The following is a 19,161-nucleotide window of genomic DNA, read 5'->3' on the forward strand; positions in this document are numbered from 1 at the left end:
TCTTTTTGATAATGCAGTTGGCTAGTATCTATGAACAAGCTATCTGCAAACATCTGCCGGATCCACTTCATCCCTGTTCCGTTTTATCTCAAAAATCAGCAAGGCCAGCACAGGTACGTATTCGACGAGAAGCAGGACCGGTTTTTCATAGACGGGGCTGTATTGATAGGCGGCGTAGGACACCCAGATGAGACCCGACCAGAGCAATGGGTAGCGAAACGGGCGCGCGGTATCCGTTGCCGTAAAGACCGCAGCCGCCACCAGTGAGGTGATGTACCAGGGGTGTACCGTTGTGGCCATCAGAAAGTAGAGCGTCAGCATCCAGAGTGCCCGAACCGCCACCGGCACCCGTCGCCCCAGCCGGTTGAAGGCAATCAGTAACAAGCCGCCGGTGGTCAGCAACGACAGCCAGCCCCCGATGCTACTGAGCCAGTTATAATCGTAAAACCAGTATCCCGCCGCCCGAATAAGGTAATACAGGCTGGCGTTGAACTCGAACTTCCGAAAATACAGGTCGATGCTCATGAACATGTGCTGCACCATGTCGAGGTCGAAAAAGGGGATGAACAGCAGGGCTACCAGGCCACCCACCAGCCCGCTATACAGCATTCCCCGCCGCCAGCCCAACTGCGTGATAGCCAATGGCAGCAGCATCAGCGGGATCAGTTTAGTGCAAACACCCAGCGCAAACGCCCCGGCCGACAGCCCCATCCGGCTTGCCGCTGACCGGGGCGTTGGGGTCGGACGTACCCAGAGCCAGATCGCCAGCAGCACGAAGCCGATCATCATACCTTCAAAATGAACGTTGCCCGTCAGTTCCAGAATCACCAGCGGGTTGAGGGCGTAAAGCAGGGCCAGATTGGGGTCTTTTTTGTAATGTATCAGCAGTTTCACCATCAGCCCTATCGTCCCGATTTCGGCGAGGATAATCAGGCTGCGCATCAGCACCACGCTACCCAGCAAGCTGTTTGGCGATGCCCAGGCCGCCAGCGCAAAAATGGCTTGGTTGACAGGCGGATATACCGTGAAATAGTTGGGCGAATTGAGCAACGCATACAGGCTGGCGTCGATCGGGATAGTAGGTCCGGCCCCACCGGCCATCAGTTCAGACGGCAAATACCGAAACGGGTTCACGCCACTTAGCAGCAGGCGACCATCCCAGATAAAGCGGGCATAATCGTCGGACAGCGCGGGGAGCGCTCCGATCAGCAGCAGCCGAAACAGCAGGGCCGACCCAAACAGGAACCGATCGGGTTGGGGGTGCAAGGCCAGCGGCACGGTCGCCTCCAGCAGCGGCCGAACGCGCAGGTTATAGCCCCAGAAGAGCAGGAAGTAAAGACCAATCAGCCCCGAAAACTGTGTACGGGCAATGGTGTAACCCAACAAGCCAAACAGGCAGGCCGACAGCAACAGCCAGCCCCAGCGAAGAAACAAGGTATTCGTCATTTGCTGCGCGTTAGTGGTCGCTGGTCAGGGTGGGTACGTGCCGCGTAACCGATACGGGCAGGGAACCGACCAGCAACGCTCAGGCGGGCGTGTAGCGGCGCACGGTATGCAGCAGCGAATATACGAACACCGTGCCGAAGCCGACGGTCAGCATCCAGTGGAAAAACAGCATCCGGTAATCGTGCAGATGAAGACCCAGCGCAATCCCTGCGATGAAGTACAGCATCATGCCTCCTTCCAGCAAGGTTAGCCAGGGGAGCCCCTGCGTGATGTAGACATTGCCCCGCCAGTTATCCGAACCCTTCTGCACGTTGAATTTGGGCGTGCGGACAAACGGCGTTTTACGGCCAATGTATCCTTCGATTACGGCAATGGTGTTGTGCAACGACAGCCCCATCATCAGCGACGAATACATGGGGAAGAACCAGATAAACGCCGCGGCTCCAACGCCCGACTGCCGACGGGTAAGCCAGAAGGGAATGCCGTAGAACAGAATCAGGATGACCAGATTGAGCTGGAAAAAATTGATGAGGTAATACACCGTATCCCACTCGGGGTGGCGGCTGCGGATATACAACACCGGCACACTCAGCACGGCCAGCATAAACACCAGCAGGAAAGTAGAGCTACTGAACAGGTGAAAAAAGGCGTGGAGTTTGTTTACCAGCGGCACACGAGGCGAGCGCAACACGCTCATCATCAGCCGTCGGGCACATTCGGCGGCGCCCTTCATCCAGCGGTATTGCTGCGATTTGAGTGCATTCATCGCCACGGGCAATTCGGCAGGCGAGCCTACATCTTCGCGGTAGACGAACTTCCAGCCCTTTAGCTGCGCTCGGTAGCTCAGGTCGAGGTCTTCGGTAAGGGTGTCGCTGCTCCAGCCGCCGGCGTCGTAAATGGTTTGCTTGCGCCACACCCCGGCCGTTCCGTTGAAATTCATAAACAGATCGGCAGCATTACGCCCCCCCTGTTCGATGAAAAAGTGAGCATTCAAGCCAAACGCCTGCAACTGAGTCAGCAGCGAGTAGTCTTCGTTGAGGTGCGTCCAGCGGGTTTGTACAATACCCACCTTTTGATTGCTAAAATGCGGCACCGTTTTGATCAGGAAATCGGGGTCGGGCACGAAATCGGCGTCGAAAATGGCCACGAATTCACCCATCGCCCGGTCGAGGCCATACGCCAGCGCGCCTGCTTTAAAGCCAACCCGTTCGGGGCGACGAATCAGTTGAATATTGACGCCCCGTTGCTGGTACTCGACCACCTTCTTTTCACTCAGCAAAATCGAGTCGTCGGTCGAGTCGTCGAGCACCTGAATCTCCAGCTTATCGGCGGGATAATGCAGCGCGGCCACGGCGTCGATCAGCCGTTCCACCACGTAGCGTTCGTTGTAAAGGGGCAGTTGTACCGTTACTGTGGGCAACGAGTGCCAGTCGACCGAGCCGGGCATAATGATCTTCGCCTTCCGCTGCCGACCCGACCGGAGGTAAATCACAATGAGACTAAGTTGCCCGAGGTTATACGCAAACAGCAACAGAAGAATGGTTGCGTATAGGGCAATGATGAGCGATTCCATAAACAGACAACCAAGGTCTGACGAGTCTATAACGTTAGATGGCAGCGCTACCGATACCGAAAAATTGTGCTCAAAATCTTGTACCCGGCCAGCACCGTGCCTTTCAACGTACCTGAGATCTTCGAGTGACCAATCCGGCGGCGATACCGCACCGGCACTTCCCGACAGCGGAGGCCTAACTTGGCCGCTTTAAGTTGCATTTCCACCGTCCAGCCGTAGGTCTGATCACGCATATCGAGGGCCAGCAAGCTATCGAAGCGGATCGCCCGGAACGGACCCAGGTCGGTAAAGCGCACGTCGTACAGCCAATCCATCAGCCGGGTAGCCAGCCAATTGCCAAAAACCTGCTGCGGTGTCATGGAGCCCCGCTGCCGTTGCCCCAGTGCCCGCGACCCAATCACCAAATCGGCCTGATCAGCGAGCAGCGGCGCTACCACCTCGGTCATGTCGGTTGGGTAATCGGAGTAATCGGCATCGAGAAAAACGACGATGTCGGGCTTTTGTTGGCGATTTCGAGCGTAGGCGATACCCCGCAGGCAAGCCCGCCCGTATCCCTGCACGGGTTCGTCGAGCACGGTGGCGCCAGCGGCGGCCGCCTGCACCGCCGTTTGGTCGTTGGAGTTGTTGTTAACAACGATGACTTCGCTCACCAGTCCGGCGGGAATTTCACGAATAACCTGGCCTACGGAATTCTCTTCATTAAAGGCCGGGATGATGACGACGATGACGGGCGGTACAGCTGGATTCACAAGGATATATACAACAAAACCGCCGTAAAGGTGTCGGTGGCTCCACTCCTACCGGCTTTTCCTGCCTATTGCCACCTCCGCTGATGCAACCACTCGCCAAGTGAGTACCGACCGGCCCCGTTGAGCAATAGAAACAGACTGATTACCCAGAGGTTGAGCGACGGAAACGTAGCCTCATAGCTGTCGCCTATGCTGACGTGGGCCAGCATGACCGCCACCGTGAAGTTAATCAACAAAAACGCCGACGCCAGCCGGGTCTGGTAGCCAAGCACCCATAACAACCCGCCAATCAGTTCGGTGTAAATCGCCAGATAAGCCCCGACCGTCGGGAACGGAAACCCGATCGTACCCAGATAACCCATGAACTCGGGCATTTTTACCGACGGCGACGAGGCATAACCCCAGGCCCCACTAATCAGCTGATATCCAAAGGCCAGCCGGATGGCCAGCACGCCCAAATCACGATGTAGTTGCATAATGGTGTTAACTTAATTTTCCTTTCAGATCAGCCATTTCGGAGGCGGGCGAGGCCCCTTCGTAGAGAATGCGGTACACGGCTTCGGTGATGGGCAAGGATACGTTGTGCTCCTGATTGATGGCGTGAATACTCCGGACGGCGTAGTAGCCCTCGGCAATCATGTTCATCTCCATCTGCGCCGACTGAATGGTGTAGCCCCGCCCGATCAGGTGGCCAAAGGTACGGTTCCGACTAAACGGCGAATAGGATGTTACCAGCAAATCGCCCAGATAGGCCGAGCGGCTCAGGTCGCGCTGCATGGGGTACGTGGCATCGACAAACCGCCGAATCTCCTGCATGGCGTTGGAGACCAGCACGGCCTGAAAGTTATCGCCGTAGCCCAGCCCGTGTGTAATGCCGCAGGCCAGTGCGATGATGTTCTTCATCACGGCGCTGTATTCAACGCCATACAGATCGTTGAGCGGCGAGGCCTGCACGTAGCGGCACGTGAGCAGTTGGGCTACCTCTTCGGCGCAGTGCGTACCGGCGCTGGCGATGGTGAGATACGATTGCTTTTCGAGGGCCACTTCCTCGGCATGGCAGGGGCCGGCAATGCAACTGATCTTGCCGCTGGGTACGTCGTAGACGTCAGCGACCCAGTCGGTCACCAGCTGGTTGCTGGTAGGAATCATGCCTTTGATGGCCGAAATAACGCTTTTACCTTCGAAATGGCTGGCCTTCAGGCCTTTCAACGCATCGGCGATGAAAGCCGCTGGCACGGCCAGAATTACGTAGTCGGCATCCCGGATGGCCTCCCGAATCTTGGTGCAGACCTTCACTTTGCGCGTGTTGATCTGTACGTCGCTGAGGTAGCTCTTGTTGTGATGAAAGCGTTTGATGTGCTCGGCATCGGCCTGACTACGGAGCCACCAGCGAATGCTGACGTTGCCTTCCGACAAAATTTTGACGAGTGCCGTAGCCCAGCTACCGCCGCCAATCATGGCGAAGCGAACAGGTGTTGAGGGTTTCATACCGCAAAAAAAGACGAAAGTCTGGAAAGTCTGTTTTCGACCTGTCCGGGCGATCACCCAGTCAGGCATCAGCGCTCACCGGGTTTTAGCGCTTTTTTGAGGCACTAATTGTTATTCTATTGGCGTTGTAGGATATGCGTATGAGATATGTTCGTGTCGTAGGGTTGGTGAGTATGTGGCTCCTATCCCTAATAAGCTGTAACCGATCGGCCCTTCCCACAACCAAAACCGCCGACGCTAAAAAATCAACCGTTGCCCCCCTGCCCGAAGCAGCACAATGGCGGGCCAAACGCCAGACAGGCATCGATTTCGTGGCTGCTGGCATTACGCCAGCCGAGTGGTCGATGGACATCGATTTTTCGCGGCAGATTCTGTTCAAACCGTATAGCAGTGCCGCCCTGGTAGCCGAGATGCCCAAGCCGCAGCCCATTGGCAAGCGGAGTGGTGTATTGCTCGATGCGCGCGTTGGTCCCGGCCTGGTGGCTACCGCCAGCCGCAAGACTTACGCCGCCAATCGCCCCAGCCGTATGAAGGTATATATCGAGCCAACGGCCGCCCGCGATAACCTGACGGGGCGTACCTACGCCTACACCGTGCGGGTGGATGCCAACGGTCGGCGATATCTGGGCTATGGTTCCTTCATCAAAGGCAGCGACCGCCTCGACGGCATCTGGACGCTTGAAACCTTCAAAGGGCAGCGGGTGCGGGCCGGTCAGTTTCCCAGCAACGAACTGCCTCAGCTGATGATCGACCTGAATGATAATAAGGTGGAAGGCACCACAGGCTGCAATAAGCTGAAAGGCGAAATCATCGCCGATGGTGATCACGTGCAGTTTACCGTGAAAAACACGACGAATAAAAAGTGCGCCAATTCGTTTGAGGAGACGTACCTGGAAGCGCTTCAGCAGTCGACCCTTTTCCGTATCGGCAAAGATCGCCTGACGCTGCTGGCCAACGGGCAGTATGTGATGACGCTGACCAAAGCTCAGTAACCGGTCGAACACCGGTAATGGCTTCGGTTGTACATTCGTTCGGTATTTCTGCCCGCTGAACCCACTCTGGCTTTGCTTTACACCGTTACCGAACGCACCACGCTGCGCCGTGCCAGCGATGCCCCCAACGGACCATCGTTGCCCGACGAATTGCTGCTGCCCGACGAGGCGTTCGATACGGTGAAACAACTAGCCGCCACGCTGCCCGACGCCGATGGCCTGCTGACCTACTCACTCCACCGAAACCGCGAGATGATTCGGCTGCGTAACTACGTGGGTCTGCTCGAGCTGCGCGGCGGGCTTACATTCGATATACAGCCGCGCGTGGGCTACCTGCCTTCCTTGCTGCGGCACCTGACTGACCCACCCTTTCGGTATATCAATACGGCCCACAGCGGTCCCAGCCCGTTGCCGCTTTGGGAGGTATTTATTGATGCCTTTCTGCGGGAAACGGCGCAGGCGCTGAGCGGCGGTCTGGCCCGCGCCTACGTAACGCAGGAGGCCGACCTGCCTGTCTTGCGCGGCAAGCTGCGCCTCGCCGACCAACTTCGTCAGTACCGCCCCGATCAGCTGGCCGTTCGCTACGATGACCATACGCCCGACATTGCTCCTAACCGGCTGCTGAAATTGGCTTTGCTGCACGTTGCACAACGTACCCGGACTACCAGCAACCAGACGCGCTGCCGCCAATTGCTGGGTACGTTGGCCGACGTATCGACCCCGGCCCACAACCCTAATCGGCCGGGCGGGCTCGCGCCATTGCTGGCATCGCTGCATCAGGTCGGCCAGACCAGTCGGCTGCCCCGCACCTACGAACCGGCGTTGCGGCTGGCCGGGTGGCTACTGGGCGGCCGGGGAGCCAGCCTCTGCGAAGGCCCACAGGTATCGGCCTGCCTGCTGTTTCCAATTGAGCGGGTATTTGAGCAGTACGTAGCCGCGGGGTTCCGGCGGGTGGGTGCCGAGGTACAATCGGCCTCGGCCCATTTGATCGACGAGCACGAAGGCCAGCCCCGGTTCAAGCTTCGCCCCGACCTGTTGCTACGCCGCAACGGCCAGACGATCATCCTCGATACGAAGTGGAAGACAATCAACGCTCAGGACACCAACGGCCACTACGGCATCGATCAGGCTGATTTGTACCAGTTGTATGCCTACGGCAAAAAATACGACGCTACCCAACTGGTGCTGATCTACCCCGCCCACGAACACTTCCGGCAACCGCTGCGGGTTTTTGGGTATGATCCGTCACTCCGGCTCTACGTGGTGCCTTTCAACCTGGACAACCCGCTGATGGACGAAGTAGACGCCGTGCTGGCCGCGATCGAATCATAACATAATCCGCCGTAGAGACGCAATCCCTTGCGTCTAACCATCAAGATTACGCCGTTACGCACCAGCCGTCAGGGCCAGATACACGCCGTTTGTCCAGCCAAAGCCATCCTGGTTGGGATACTCGCCGCCACCTGTGGTAAGAGCCGCATCGACCACGTTGTATTTCTCCATCATCTTACCCGTCGCCCGGAATACCTTGTCGTTGAGGGTGAGCCACCGGTCGCGGCCTTCGTGGGCCGTTTGCGTAAAGCCATAGTTGATCAGGCCCTTGTACACAACCCATTGCAGAGGGGCCCAGCCATTGGGCCAATCCCATTGTTGCCCCGTTTGTCGCAGGGTAGTTACCCAACCACCAGCTTGCAGAAAATCGGCGCGGAGCCGGTCGTGCACGCGAGCTGCCTGTTCGGGAGTCGCAAATTGGCAAAAGAGCGGAAAAGCGGCGGCGAGCGTTAGGGCGGGGGTTAGTCCATTAGCATCTATATCGTAGTCGTGGAAAAAGCCCGTTTCGTCGTTCCAGAACGTACCCAGAACAAGCGATTGGCGGTCCGCCGCCACTTGCGTAAAGGCTTCCTGTTTCGCCGTATCACCCATTATCCCATAGGCTCGGGCCAGCGTTTGTTCAAGCGTGTAGAGCAGACAGTTCAGGTCGACGGGTACGATGTCGGCGGCGCGAATCGTTGCCATCTCCTGTTCGTCGGCAAACCACCGGCTACTGAAATCCCAACCCGATTCGCAGGCCGCCCGGATATGGGTATAAAGGGTTTCGGGCAACGTACCCAGCTGCTGGGCGTCGGGCGTCAGTTCCAGTTCCTGCCGATACGATTCGGGGCGGGGCGTGGGCGATGGATCCCAATGCCGATTCAGGATGGCTCTATTGGGCAGGCGCACGACCCGTTTACCAACCGGGCTGTCGGCCGAGAGCGCATCGGCACCCAGCATCCAGAAATCATACTCGCGTTGCAGTTGTGGCAGGTACGTTGCCAGCACGTCGGGACCATCTATCTCGGCCAGCAGTTGCACCATCAGCCCGAAAAACGGCGGTTGCGACCGGCTCAGAAAATACGTCCGGTTGCCATTAGGAATGAACCCGACGGTGTCGATGAGATAGGCGAAATTGGCAATCATATCCCGGATCAGGTCCGTGCGGCCCGATTCGCGCAGGCCAAGCATTGTGAAATAGCTGTCCCAATAGAAGATTTCGCGAAAACGCCCACCCGGCACCACATACGGGTGCGGCAGCGCCACGCGTGAATCGTTCGGCACAGGTACGTCGGCGGGGCGCGTGAGCCGCTCCCACAGCCGGTCGATATGTGCCGACGTGCTCAACCGGGTATCGCTGACATAATCGGTAGCGGGGCGTTCGGGCAGCGTAAAATGAGCCAGCACAAACGCCGACAGATCAAAATCGGGCTGTTGGCGGGCCTGTTCGTAGGCCGCTTCAATCACGGCCGGCTCGCCTTTGGGTATGCAATCGACAAACGTTTTCTGGTCAGGAAAAACCCGACCCATTTGCACGTCGTGGAAAAGAGACATAGAAACGTGGTTTTACCGCAATGGCACGACGGACGACGCGCAGGACGGACCCAATAAATTATATACTTTCTTCAATACGGGTAAGGCCCGAATGGTTGCGTTCTTTGCGTAATCTTCGCGTCTTTGCGGTAAAAATTCTCCACCATGCGCATAAAGCTTTCCCTCTTTCTCAATTACGTCGTGTTTGCGATCCTGCTCAACAGCGTTGGGACGGTGATTTTACAAGTACAAAACAACTACGGTGTATCGGCCACGGGCGCGTCGGTGCTCGAAGCGTTCAAAGACCTGTCGATTGCGTTTGTTTCGTTTGCCGTGGCTTCCTACATAACCCGTATCGGCTACAAACGAGCCATGCTCACGGCGCTGGGGTTGGTTACCGTTGCGTGTCTGCTTATGCCGCAGGTGCCCGCTTTCTGGACAACCAAGCTGCTCTTTGCCGCTGTCGGTGCCAGTTTTGCGCTAATTAAAGTCTCGGCCTTCGCCACGATCGGCCTTGTCACGCGCGACGCCGACGAACACGCCAGTTTCATGAATTTTCTGGAGTCGATTTTTATGATCGGCGTGCTGTCGGGGTATTTTCTCTTCAGCGCCTTTGTGGATAGCACGCAACCCCAATCGGCCAGTTGGCTGCGGGTGTACTACGTGCTGGCCGCCATTTCGGGAGCCGCTTTTTTATTGCTCCTGACCACCCCGCTCGACGAGTCGCAGGTACGTTCGGGCGAAACAGCCGTGGGGCTGAACAACATGGCCGATATGCTACGGCTGGCTATTACGCCCGTGGTGCTGGTATTCGTGCTGACGGCCTTTACGTATGTATTGATGGAGCAGGGCATCATGAGCTGGCTACCTACCTTCAACAACAAATACCTGAAACTGCCCGCGTCGCTGAGCATTCAGATGGCGAGCATTCTGGCGGCGAGTACGGCGCTGGGGCGTTTCTTGGCTGGTTTTATGCTACAGAAAGTATCGTGGTACTGGCTGCTGATGAGCTGCTTGGTAATTGCGGGCGGGTTGGTGCTGCTGGCACTTCCCCTGGCCGAACAGGCCGCGAACCAAGCTGTCATGAACAACGACTACGGTTGGGGCGACGCGCCCGTGGCGGCGTTTATTTTCCCTCTGATCGGGCTATTCATCGCGCCTATCTACCCGGCCATCAACTCAGCGATTCTGAGTAGCCTGCCCCTGCGCCAACACGGGCCGATGGCGGGGCTGATCGTCGTGTTTTCGGCACTGGGTGGCACCACAGGCTCACTCATCACGGGTCGTGTGTTTGAGACTTACGGCGGACAAACGGCTTTCTACGCCTCGCTGGTGCCGATTACGTTGCTCTTAATCCTGCTCACCGTCTTCCGGCGGATGCAGTCGCGGGTTGCTCCGCCAGTGGCTTAATAGCCCCAAGCGAGCAGCCCACCATCGAGGGCAAGTACCTGCCCGGTGATGTAGCTGGCGGCGGGCATGCTCAGGAACGATACCGCCGAGGCGACTTCCTCGGGTTCGCCCACGCGCTTCATTGGCGTGCGGGCCAGAATACCAGCCAGTTTATCGGGGTTGTCGAGCACGGGCGCGGCCAACGGCGTCCGGATGTACCAGGGCGCTACGGCGTTGACCCGGATACCATCGGTAGCCCACTCCACGGCCAGATTGCGCGTGAGCTGGTTGATGGCTGCCTTGCTCATGCCATAAAGCGAACCGCTGCTCGTATGGGTTTGGCCCGACACCGACGAGACGAACACAATGCTGGTCTGGCCAACGGCTTTCAGCAGTGGGTACGTTGCCTGCGAGAGTTCGTAAGCCTGCCGCAGGTTGGTGTTCATCACGTAATCATAATCGTCGGCCGAGTAGTCGGCGGTGGATTTGCGCACGTTCGTACCGACGTTGTTGACCAGCACCGTGATGCTGCCCCAGCCGTCGCGCACGGTCTGCACCAGTTTTTCGACCGCGTCGGGCTGGCTCATATCGATGGCGAGGCCTTCCACGGTATAACCCTGCTGCCGGTAGTCGGCAAGCTGCTGCTGAAGCAGGTCGTTGTCGCGGGCAACCATAAACACGGCCGCGCCGAGTTGCAGAAATTGCCGGGTGATGGCTTCACCAATGCCTTTGGTAGCCCCGGTGACCAATGCCCGCTGGCCCTGTAGTGAGAATAAGGTGTTCATCGAATCAGTTGTTGTGTGTGGGTAAACTTAACGGCGTTGGGATAGCGTATCGTACAATCCTTTGCCAAAAACCAGCACCACCAGCCCCGGTAGCAGGATGGCTCCCGCCCGAAAACCCGAGCCGGTCAGTTTGTATACGCCCGAATTGAACTGCCCTACACTGGTAATAAACCAGTAGCCGCTCAGTACGAGTAGCATCAGTAGTAACGCCAGTGACACAGCGCGCCCGGCCCGGCTACCCACCCAGGCCAGCAAAACGGCTAGCCCGACTACGGCCGCCACGGTACCCAGTGCCCGGGGAAAGGTTTTGAGGTAATTATAATCATAGAAAAAGATGCCCGCGCGCCCCAGCAGATTGGGGTGCGACATGAGCCAGCCGTCGAGCAGAACAAGCACAAGCAGCAGCACGTAGAAGAAGGGGTTTTTCATTGTTCGCAAAGGTTCAGCCAGCCGCTCAGAAATGCAACCCACGCACTCAGGTTCAAGTCACCAAAATGCGACGCGGCATTGCCGTTGTCCAACTATATTTGGTGAATTGTCCTAAACTACCATGACGAATCGACTGCTGCCAGCACTGGCCCTCCCTCTTGTGGCAGGGCTGGCGTTTACCTTCCTGCCAACTACACGGATGGCCGGGCCACGAGAGACAGACCCGCCCATCAAAACCGCTGGCGTCACCAATTGGTCCGATTACCTCGGTGGTCCCGACCGGACGCATTACTCGTCGCTAACGCAGATTACACCCGATAACGTACAAAACCTGCGCGTAGCCTGGACCTACGACGCCCCCGATGCCGGGCAGATGCAGTGCAACCCGATCATTGTCGATGGCGTGCTGTATGGGGTAACGGCTGCCGTGCAGGCCTTTGCGCTCGATGCGGCCACAGGCCGTGAACTGTGGCATTTCGACGGCGACAAGCTGAAAGCGTGGCACAGCACGAGCCGGGGCGTCTCCTACTGGCAGTCGGCCGACGGCAGCGATCGGCGCATACTGTATACGATGGGCAGCTACATCTACGCCCTCGATGCCCGCACCGGCAAAACCGTTCCCACCTTTGGCGAAAACGGCCGACTCGACCTGCACACCGGTTTGGGCGATACCAATAAGGACAAGTTTATCATCTCCAATACGCCGGGCGCCATCTACCAGAACCTGATTATCATGCCCGTGCGGGTGTCTGAAGAAGCGGGGGCCGCACCGGGCTACATACGCGCTTTCGATGTACAAACGGGTCGACTGGCCTGGACGTTCCGTACCATCCCACACCCCGGCGAGGCGGGCTATGAAACCTGGCCTAAAGACGCCTACAAAAACCCCGACATTGGCGGTGCCAACTGCTGGGCGGGCATGGCCGTCGACACCAAACGCGGGATTGTCTTTGTGCCCACGGGGTCGGCCTCCTATGATTTTTACGGCGGCAACCGCAAAGGGCAGAACCTGTATGCTAACTGCCTGCTTGCCCTCGACGCCAACACCGGCAAGCGACTCTGGCATTTTCAGTTTTTTCACCACGACATCTGGGACCGCGACTTGCCCTCGCCCCCTACGCTGCTGACCATTCAACAAAACGGCAAACCGGTCGATGTGGTGGCGCAAACGACCAAATCGGGCTACGTGTATGTGTTTGAACGGACCACCGGTCGACCCATCTTCCCGATTAAGGAGATCCCCGTGCCAAAATCCGACGTACCTGGCGAGACGACCTGGCCCACGCAGCCCGTACCGACTCTGCCCGCGCCCTTTGCCCGGCAGACCCTTACTGTCGACCAGTTAAATCCGTATTCGGTTGATAAGGACTCAATTACGGCCTTGTTCAAACAGATCGACAGCCGGCCGTTTGCGCCCATCAATCGCGGGGCAGGTACGTTGCTGTTTCCCGGTTGCGACGGCGGCGCCGAATGGGGCGGCTCAGCGGCCGATCAGTCAGGTACGTTGTACGTCAACGCCAACGAAATGGCCTGGATTTTTAAACTCCGCGAAACGCCTAAAGCCGACGAGCTGGCGCACCTTAGCCCTGGTCAACGCGTATATACGCTCAACTGCCAGAGTTGCCACGGGCCCGAGCGCAAAGGCAACCCCAAAAGCGGCTACCCGTCGCTGGTTGATATTGGTCAACGCCGCGACCGGGCCTATGTGTCACAGATCGTGAGTGGCGGCAAAGGCATGATGCCCGGCTTTACGCAACTGACCGCCGACGAGAAGAAAGCACTGGTGGACTTTCTGTTCGGTGTTGAAAAGCAGGAGGTCAGCGCCTATGCGACGTCTGCCACCTCGCGGCAGCCCTACCAGCCCTATAAAGTGACGGGCTACAACCGCTTTGTCGATAGTCAGGGCATGCCAGCCATTGCACCGCCCTGGGGCACCCTCACGGCGATCGACCTCAATACGGGCAAGCACCGCTGGCAGGTGCCACTGGGCGATGTGAAAGCCATTTCCGAAAAGAATGGAGGCACCCCTACCGGCACCGAGAACTACGGTGGCCCGGCCGTTACGGCGAGTGGGCTGTTGTTCATCGGGGCTACTAAAGACGAGCAGTTCCGCGTGTTCGACACCAAAACGGGGAAGGTACTCTGGCAGACGACGCTCCCGGCGGCGGCCTATGCCACACCGAGCATCTACGAAGTCGGTGGCAAGCAGTATGTCGTGATCGCCTGCGGGGGTAGCAAGCTAGGCACCAAAACCGGAAAGCAGTTCGTCGCCTTTTCGTTGTAACGTCATCCAGACGATAGACCTTACCATGGGCAGCGGACCGAGTTCGCTGCCCATTATCTTTACCGCCATGTCGGGTTCAATTTATTTTAAAGGGTTCAACGGGGTCCGGTTTATTGCGGCATCGGCGGTGATTGTCCACCATCTGGAAGAATACAAAACCGTGTTTCTGCTGGGGCGCGAAGACCTCTGGGCCCGGCCATTCATCTATCAGCTGGGTCGGCAGGGCGTGTCGCTCTTTTTTGTGCTCAGTGGCTTTCTGATCACGTACCTATTGCTGGCCGAACAGCAACGCACGGGCCGGGTCGACATTCGTAAATTCTACATCCGGCGTGTTCTTCGCATCTGGCCGCTATACTTTCTCACCGTATTGACGGGGCTGTTTGTCTGGCCGCATGTGCCGCTGCTGCAAACGCCCACCGAATTTCTGGGGCAGATCGGCCCCGGTGTGGCGCACTTCTGGACGCAGGTAGCCCTGTACTGTAGCATTTTTCCGAATGTGGCCGTAGCCCTTTACGGTGCCGCGCCGATGGTCTCGCATACCTGGTCGATTGGCGTGGAAGAGCAATTTTACCTGATGTGGCCCTGGCTGATTCTGAGTCCCAATCCAAAACGTACCCTTCAGGTTGTGCTGGGCGTAGTGGCATTGCTGGCGGGCTGGTTTCTTTATGAACGGTTCATCGTGCGGGCCATATACAGCAGCGATCTGAACCGGGAAAGTGTGTTTGGCTTTCTGGCTTATTTTCTGGCGCAATTCCGCATCGGCTGCATGGCCATTGGCGGCGCGGGGGCATGGCTACTGTTTCGGCGGCATCCCGTGTTGCCACTGCTGTTTCGGCGCGATGTGCAGTTGGGCGTCTATGCGTTGCTAGGCTTGGCGCTGGTATTCAGCATCAAACCCACGGGCTTCAACTACGAGTTCTACGCCTTGTTTTTCTGCTTCGCCATCCTGAATCTGGCTGGCAACCCCCACTCCCTGCTTAAACTCGACAATCCGCTTACACGCTTCATGGGCGACATTTCCTACGGGCTGTATATGTACCATCCGCTAGCGCTGACCTTGCTACTCAACGTGCTCATACGTACCTGGCCCACGCCGATGGTCGTCAACGGACAGGTGGATAATTGGCTGACAGCTACCCTCTACGCAACCACCTTCGGGCTGACTACGCTATTAGCCTGGCTGTCGTACCGTTTTTTCGAGCAGCCGTTCCTGCGCCTGAAAGATCGTTTCGCCGTGGTGGCGTCGAGCCGACGGGCGCCAGTGTCCTGATCCTATTCTACCAGCTTATAGCGGGCTTTGGCCTGGCGGCGGGAGAGTGCGTTGAAGTGCCACCATTCATAATTAATGGGCATAAATCCGCCTGCCTGCATGGCCTGACGCAGCAACCGCCGGTTATCAACCTGCTGCCGGGTGAGCTGCCCCGCTTGCAACAGTCGCTGTTCCTGCGTGGGATACGCTTTAGGGCCAAAGAAATCGTAAGGCGTACCCATGTCGAGCGGTTTTCCATCGGCGGTGGCGAGGGTCAGGTCAACGGCGCAACCGTAGCTATGGATGGAGCCCTCGCGCGGGTCGGCCACGTAGGTACGTCGCTGGCGTTCGCTGTATTGGGGCAGGGCATTCCAGAGTTTCCACTGCGCCGATTGAGGCCGGGCGGCATCGTACACCAATAGCCGCAAATCGGGCCGACGTACCTGAAGCCACTTGCTGGCAGCCACCAGTTTGCGGGCCGCCATCGGTTGCAGGTAGGCTTGCGTCAGGTCGCCATAGACATCTTTCTTGACGAAATTATCGGTTGTTGAGTATTTCAGTTCGACCAGAATCGACGGGTCGAGTTGCTGCACATCAACTAGTTGTGAATGAGCGGATGAGTGAATGAGTGAAAGTACAAGCAGGATACAGACGAAGCGGCGCATGAAGCAATGGGTTGTTTGCTGACGTTTCCGACTGTAAACTTACATCGGAACGAAGGCCTGCTCGCACTTTCGCTCATTCACTCTTTCGCTCATTGTAGTCCATGGCCCTCAATTACATCTGGGTAGGTTTTTTCATCGTTGCGTTTCTGGTCGCCCTGTTCAAACTCATCGTATTAGGCGACACGGAAATTTTCAAACTGCTGGTTGAGGGCCTGTTCGATTCCAGCAAAGTAGCGGTGATGGATATTGCCCTGCCACTCGCCGGCGTGATGACCTTCTTTTTGGGCCTGCTCAACATCGCCGAAAAGATTGGGGCGATCGGGGCGATTGCGCGGGTAATCGGGCCGTTTTTCAATAAGCTCTTTCCCGAAGTCCCCAAAGATCACCCCGCCAACGGGCAAATGATCATGAACTTCTCGGCGAATATGCTCGGCCTAGACAACGCCGCCACGCCGTTCGGGCTGAAAGCCATGCAGAGCTTACAGGAGCTGAACCCCACTAAAGACACGGCAAGCAATGCGCAGATCATGTTTCTGGTTCTGCACACCTCCGGCCTGACGATCATTCCGCTGGGGATTATGGCGCAACGGGCCATTTTAGGCGCCGCCGACCCGTCCGACGTGTTTATTCCCTGCCTTATCGGAACCTACGTCGCTACCGTGGCCAGCATCTTGATCGTAGGAATCAAGCAACGGCTTAATCTGATAAACCGAACCGTGCTGGGCGGTATCGGTGGCGTAACGGCCTTTCTGGGTCTGGCGCTCTGGTACCTGGGTCAGTTACCGAAAGAGCAATTGGAAACCGTATCGAAGGTAACGGGCAACGTACTGTTGATGAGCATCGTCGTCACGTTTCTGATCGGTGCCATTCGGCAGCGGATCGACGTGTTCGACACGTTTATCGAGGGGGCTAAAGCCGGTTTCGAGACATCCGTGCGCATCATTCCCTATCTGGTAGGCATGTTGGTGGCCATTGGTGCCTTCCGAAACTCCGGGGCGATGACCTACGTAGTCGATAGCATGAAATACGTAATTGGCCTGACGGGCGTCAACACCGACTTTACCGATGCGCTGCCCGTTGCGCTGATGCGGCCGCTGAGTGGTAGTGCTTCGCGAGCGTTGATGATCGACGCCATGAAGCAGTTCGGCCCGGATTCGTTCGTCGGTCGCCTGAGCTGCATTTTCCAGGGAGCCGCCGATACCACGTTCTACATCGTAGCTCTGTATTTCGGCTCGGTCGGCATCAAGAAAACCCGTTACGCCATCGTTGCCGGTCTGCTTGCCGACCTGATCGGTGTTATTGCGGGTATTGCCCTCGGGTATTTCTTTTTTCATTGATCAGGTACGTTGCCGGGCGAGCAGACCGGATGGCCTTAACTCAGCAACTTGTCCAGATTCAGGTCCGCTGACGCGGTTGTGTCGGCGCTCAGCACGCGCTCCATGTAGGCCAGCGCCTGTTGCGTGTTTCCGGCTGATCCGGATGCAATGCAGTCGGCGGGTACGGCTAGTTTCAGGTCACGCATGTAGGCGTCGATTGCCGAAAACTGAATGCACACGTCGGCGGCGATACCCGTCAGGATGAGCGTTTGGGTTTGCAGGTACGTTAGCAGTGTCTCGAGTGTCGTCGAGAAGAAAACCGAGTGTTTGGGTTTCAATACGATATAATCGTCGGCAGCGGGTTTCAGGCGTTCGACGATGGGTTTACCACGTACCTCGTCCGTAAGGCAATGGTGTAGCAGGTCATCGAAGCTCGATCGCCACTTACCGAAATTGTCGTTCACGTAGATCACCGGCACACCGGCGGCTTTGGCCCGCTGTTTCAGGGCCGCAATTCGATCGGCGGCGGCCAACGATGGCGCCAGAAAATCGGGGCCTTCGGGAAACTCCAGATCGTTGATCATATCGACAATCAGCAGCGCGACTGGCGACGAATCCGGAGCATTGCCATGCAGGTCTTCACTGGTACTGTTCATCGGTCAGTTGAGGGGAGGTTGGATGAACACAACCCGCACCGGCTCACAACGTACCTGAGAATTTAGGAAATGGATGGCCTACACCTTGATGATGATCCGGCGACGGTACATGATCCAGAGAATGACGGCCCAGATGCCCACGAACGTCAGCGCACCTACCAGCGACGACAGCCGCGGATCGATGGGGTCGAACGGCGGAGCAATGAACGTGCGGTACAGGTATTCTCGCAGGCCCATTTTGGTCCCCTCGGGGCCTTCAACCAGAATCAGGCTCATCATGCGCGGAATCAGGCCCGACAGGAAGAAGACGGTGATCGCATTGACGCCAAACGCTACGAATAATCCGCTCAGTTGAAACGCCCGGCGCACGTCGATGAGGTAGTAGAAAATAGCCAGCCCACACATCGCCAGCCCGCCCGCCAGCAACACGTAGCTGCTCGTCCAGAGCGCCTTGTTGATCGGAAAAACCGTATCGAACAACGTACCCACGAAGGCCATCAGCAGCCCGGCCAGAAACAGAAACAGGGCTTTCTGGCTTTCGCGCACGGTGGTGCCGTATCGCGTAGAGCGCAGCCACCGCCCTGTCAGCAGCCCCAGCAGGCCCGTCGCAATAGCCGGAATGGTGCTCAACAGGCCTTCGGGGTCCCACACTTTGGCTGAGCGGTAGCAGTGGGCCGGGGTCAGGATGGTCCGGTCGACCCAGGCCGCCAGGTTCGTTTCCGGCTCGAGGTTGGCATACCCGATTCCCGGCACCGGCACCATCGTCATCAGCAGGTAATAGCCAATCAGAATGAGCAAAATTAAATTGACCTGCTGCCGGGGCGAAGTGCGCAGAAACACCAGCGCACATACCGTGTAGACGATCCCGATGCGTTGCAAAACGCCCATGATCCGAACGTTGGCAAAGTCGAAACGGGGGAACAGGTTGAGGAAAAAGCCCAATGCGAACAGGGTTAACCCCCGCCGGATAATCTTCAGCCGTTGCGTCCGTTCGTCTTCCAGCAAACTTGTCTGCTTTTTGCTGAGCGCAAACGTAATCGATACGCCCACGATGAACAGAAAGAACGGGAAGATCAGGTCGGTGGGGGTCCAGCCGTTCCAGGGCGCGTGTTTCAGCGGGGCATAGCTGTGCGCCCAGTCACCGGCATTATTGACCAGAATCATGGCAGCGACAGTCAGGCCGCGAAACGCATCGAGCGAACGAAGGCGGGGGGTAAGAATCAGGCTCAAGGTTGGCTAATCGAAGTTCAACGTTCAAAGTAGCAGATTGTCGCGGAAACTTGGTTCTGCCGCCCT

17 protein-coding genes are annotated in these 19,161 nt (G+C 57.5%); 6 read left to right on the forward strand and 11 right to left on the reverse strand.

All coding sequences use genetic code 11. The features are described 5' to 3' along the window. Positions 1-39: 39 nt before the first annotated feature. From ACAW74_RS09390 to ACAW74_RS09410, 5 genes are all read right to left on the reverse strand, one after another. The gene (locus ACAW74_RS09390; RefSeq protein WP_370697930.1) at positions 40-1,446 is read right to left on the reverse strand and encodes an MptA/MptB family glycosyltransferase; all 1,407 of its coding nucleotides are present in this window, start codon (positions 1,444-1,446) and stop codon (positions 40-42) included. A gap of 79 nt (positions 1,447-1,525) precedes the next feature. Beyond that, on the reverse strand, positions 1,526-3,019 hold the full coding sequence (locus tag ACAW74_RS09395) for a cellulose synthase family protein (protein ID WP_370697931.1): 1,494 nt from the start codon (positions 3,017-3,019) through the stop codon (positions 1,526-1,528). A 47-nt stretch (positions 3,020-3,066) separates the two neighbouring features. After that, positions 3,067-3,768, reverse strand: a complete 702-nt coding sequence (locus tag ACAW74_RS09400; RefSeq protein WP_370697932.1) for a glycosyltransferase family 2 protein — start codon at positions 3,766-3,768, stop codon at positions 3,067-3,069. Between the two features lie 65 nt (positions 3,769-3,833). After that, a complete protein-coding gene (locus ACAW74_RS09405; RefSeq protein WP_370697933.1) occupies positions 3,834-4,244 on the reverse strand; it encodes a DoxX family protein in 411 nt (136 codons plus the stop codon). A gap of 7 nt (positions 4,245-4,251) precedes the next feature. After that, entirely contained in the window at positions 4,252-5,256 is a 1,005-nt protein-coding gene (locus ACAW74_RS09410; protein WP_370697934.1) for an NAD(P)H-dependent glycerol-3-phosphate dehydrogenase, read from the reverse strand. Between the two features lie 173 nt (positions 5,257-5,429). On the opposite strand from ACAW74_RS09410, the gene ACAW74_RS09415 reads away from it, so the two are divergent. Both ACAW74_RS09415 and ACAW74_RS09420 read left to right on the forward strand, forming a co-directional pair. Beyond that, positions 5,430-6,248, forward strand: coding sequence for an META domain-containing protein (locus ACAW74_RS09415; RefSeq protein ID WP_370697935.1), 819 nt, complete (start codon positions 5,430-5,432; stop codon positions 6,246-6,248). A gap of 72 nt (positions 6,249-6,320) precedes the next feature. Continuing rightward, positions 6,321-7,580 (forward strand): McrC family protein, encoded by a 1,260-nt coding sequence (locus ACAW74_RS09420; protein ID WP_370697936.1) that lies wholly within the window; start codon positions 6,321-6,323, stop codon positions 7,578-7,580. Positions 7,581-7,634: 54 nt separating this feature from the next. Here the strand turns inward: ACAW74_RS09420 and treF are convergent, their stop codons facing one another. Beyond that, positions 7,635-9,113 (reverse strand): alpha,alpha-trehalase TreF, encoded by a 1,479-nt coding sequence (treF, locus tag ACAW74_RS09425; RefSeq protein WP_370697937.1) that lies wholly within the window; start codon positions 9,111-9,113, stop codon positions 7,635-7,637. A 144-nt stretch (positions 9,114-9,257) separates the two neighbouring features. Here treF and ACAW74_RS09430 point away from each other — a divergent pair, with 144 nt between their 5' ends. Next, the gene (locus tag ACAW74_RS09430) at positions 9,258-10,502 is read left to right on the forward strand and encodes an MFS transporter (RefSeq protein WP_370697938.1); all 1,245 of its coding nucleotides are present in this window, start codon (positions 9,258-9,260) and stop codon (positions 10,500-10,502) included. Here the strand turns inward: ACAW74_RS09430 and ACAW74_RS09435 are convergent. Both ACAW74_RS09435 and ACAW74_RS09440 read right to left on the reverse strand, forming a co-directional pair. After that, positions 10,499-11,266, reverse strand: a complete 768-nt coding sequence (locus ACAW74_RS09435) for an SDR family oxidoreductase (protein WP_370697939.1) — start codon at positions 11,264-11,266, stop codon at positions 10,499-10,501. The genes ACAW74_RS09430 and ACAW74_RS09435 overlap by 4 nt on opposite strands. 27 nt (positions 11,267-11,293) lie before the next feature. Beyond that, entirely contained in the window at positions 11,294-11,695 is a 402-nt protein-coding gene (locus ACAW74_RS09440; protein WP_370697940.1) for a hypothetical protein, read from the reverse strand. 121 nt (positions 11,696-11,816) lie between these two features. Here ACAW74_RS09440 and ACAW74_RS09445 point away from each other — a divergent pair, with 121 nt between their 5' ends. Together ACAW74_RS09445 and ACAW74_RS09450 are read left to right on the forward strand one after the other, a co-directional pair. Further along, positions 11,817-13,979, forward strand: coding sequence for an outer membrane protein assembly factor BamB family protein (locus ACAW74_RS09445; protein ID WP_370697941.1), 2,163 nt, complete (start codon positions 11,817-11,819; stop codon positions 13,977-13,979). Positions 13,980-14,046: 67 nt separating this feature from the next. Then, positions 14,047-15,249 carry an acyltransferase family protein gene (locus tag ACAW74_RS09450; protein WP_370697942.1) on the forward strand — a complete coding sequence of 401 codons (1,203 nt, stop codon included), beginning with the start codon at positions 14,047-14,049 and terminating at the stop codon, positions 15,247-15,249. A gap of 2 nt (positions 15,250-15,251) precedes the next feature. Here the strand turns inward: ACAW74_RS09450 and ACAW74_RS09455 are convergent, their stop codons facing one another. Next, a complete protein-coding gene (locus ACAW74_RS09455) occupies positions 15,252-15,893 on the reverse strand; it encodes a M15 family metallopeptidase (RefSeq protein WP_370697943.1) in 642 nt (213 codons plus the stop codon). Between the two features lie 101 nt (positions 15,894-15,994). Between ACAW74_RS09455 and ACAW74_RS09460 the strand changes: the two genes are divergently transcribed. Next, complete coding sequence (locus ACAW74_RS09460) at positions 15,995-17,230, forward strand: spore maturation protein (RefSeq protein WP_370697944.1); 1,236 nt, start codon at positions 15,995-15,997, stop codon at positions 17,228-17,230. Positions 17,231-17,265: 35 nt separating this feature from the next. On the opposite strand, the gene ACAW74_RS09465 is transcribed toward ACAW74_RS09460, so the two are convergent. Then, the gene (locus ACAW74_RS09465; RefSeq protein WP_370697945.1) at positions 17,266-17,865 is read right to left on the reverse strand and encodes a cysteine hydrolase family protein; all 600 of its coding nucleotides are present in this window, start codon (positions 17,863-17,865) and stop codon (positions 17,266-17,268) included. A gap of 78 nt (positions 17,866-17,943) precedes the next feature. Further along, a complete protein-coding gene (locus ACAW74_RS09470; RefSeq protein WP_370697946.1) occupies positions 17,944-19,095 on the reverse strand; it encodes an acyltransferase family protein in 1,152 nt (383 codons plus the stop codon). Positions 19,096-19,161 lie beyond the last annotated feature (66 nt).

Origin of the sequence: Fibrella musci (assembly GCF_041321105.1) — a bacterium.
Lineage (GTDB): Bacteria > Bacteroidota > Bacteroidia > Cytophagales > Spirosomataceae > Fibrella > Fibrella musci.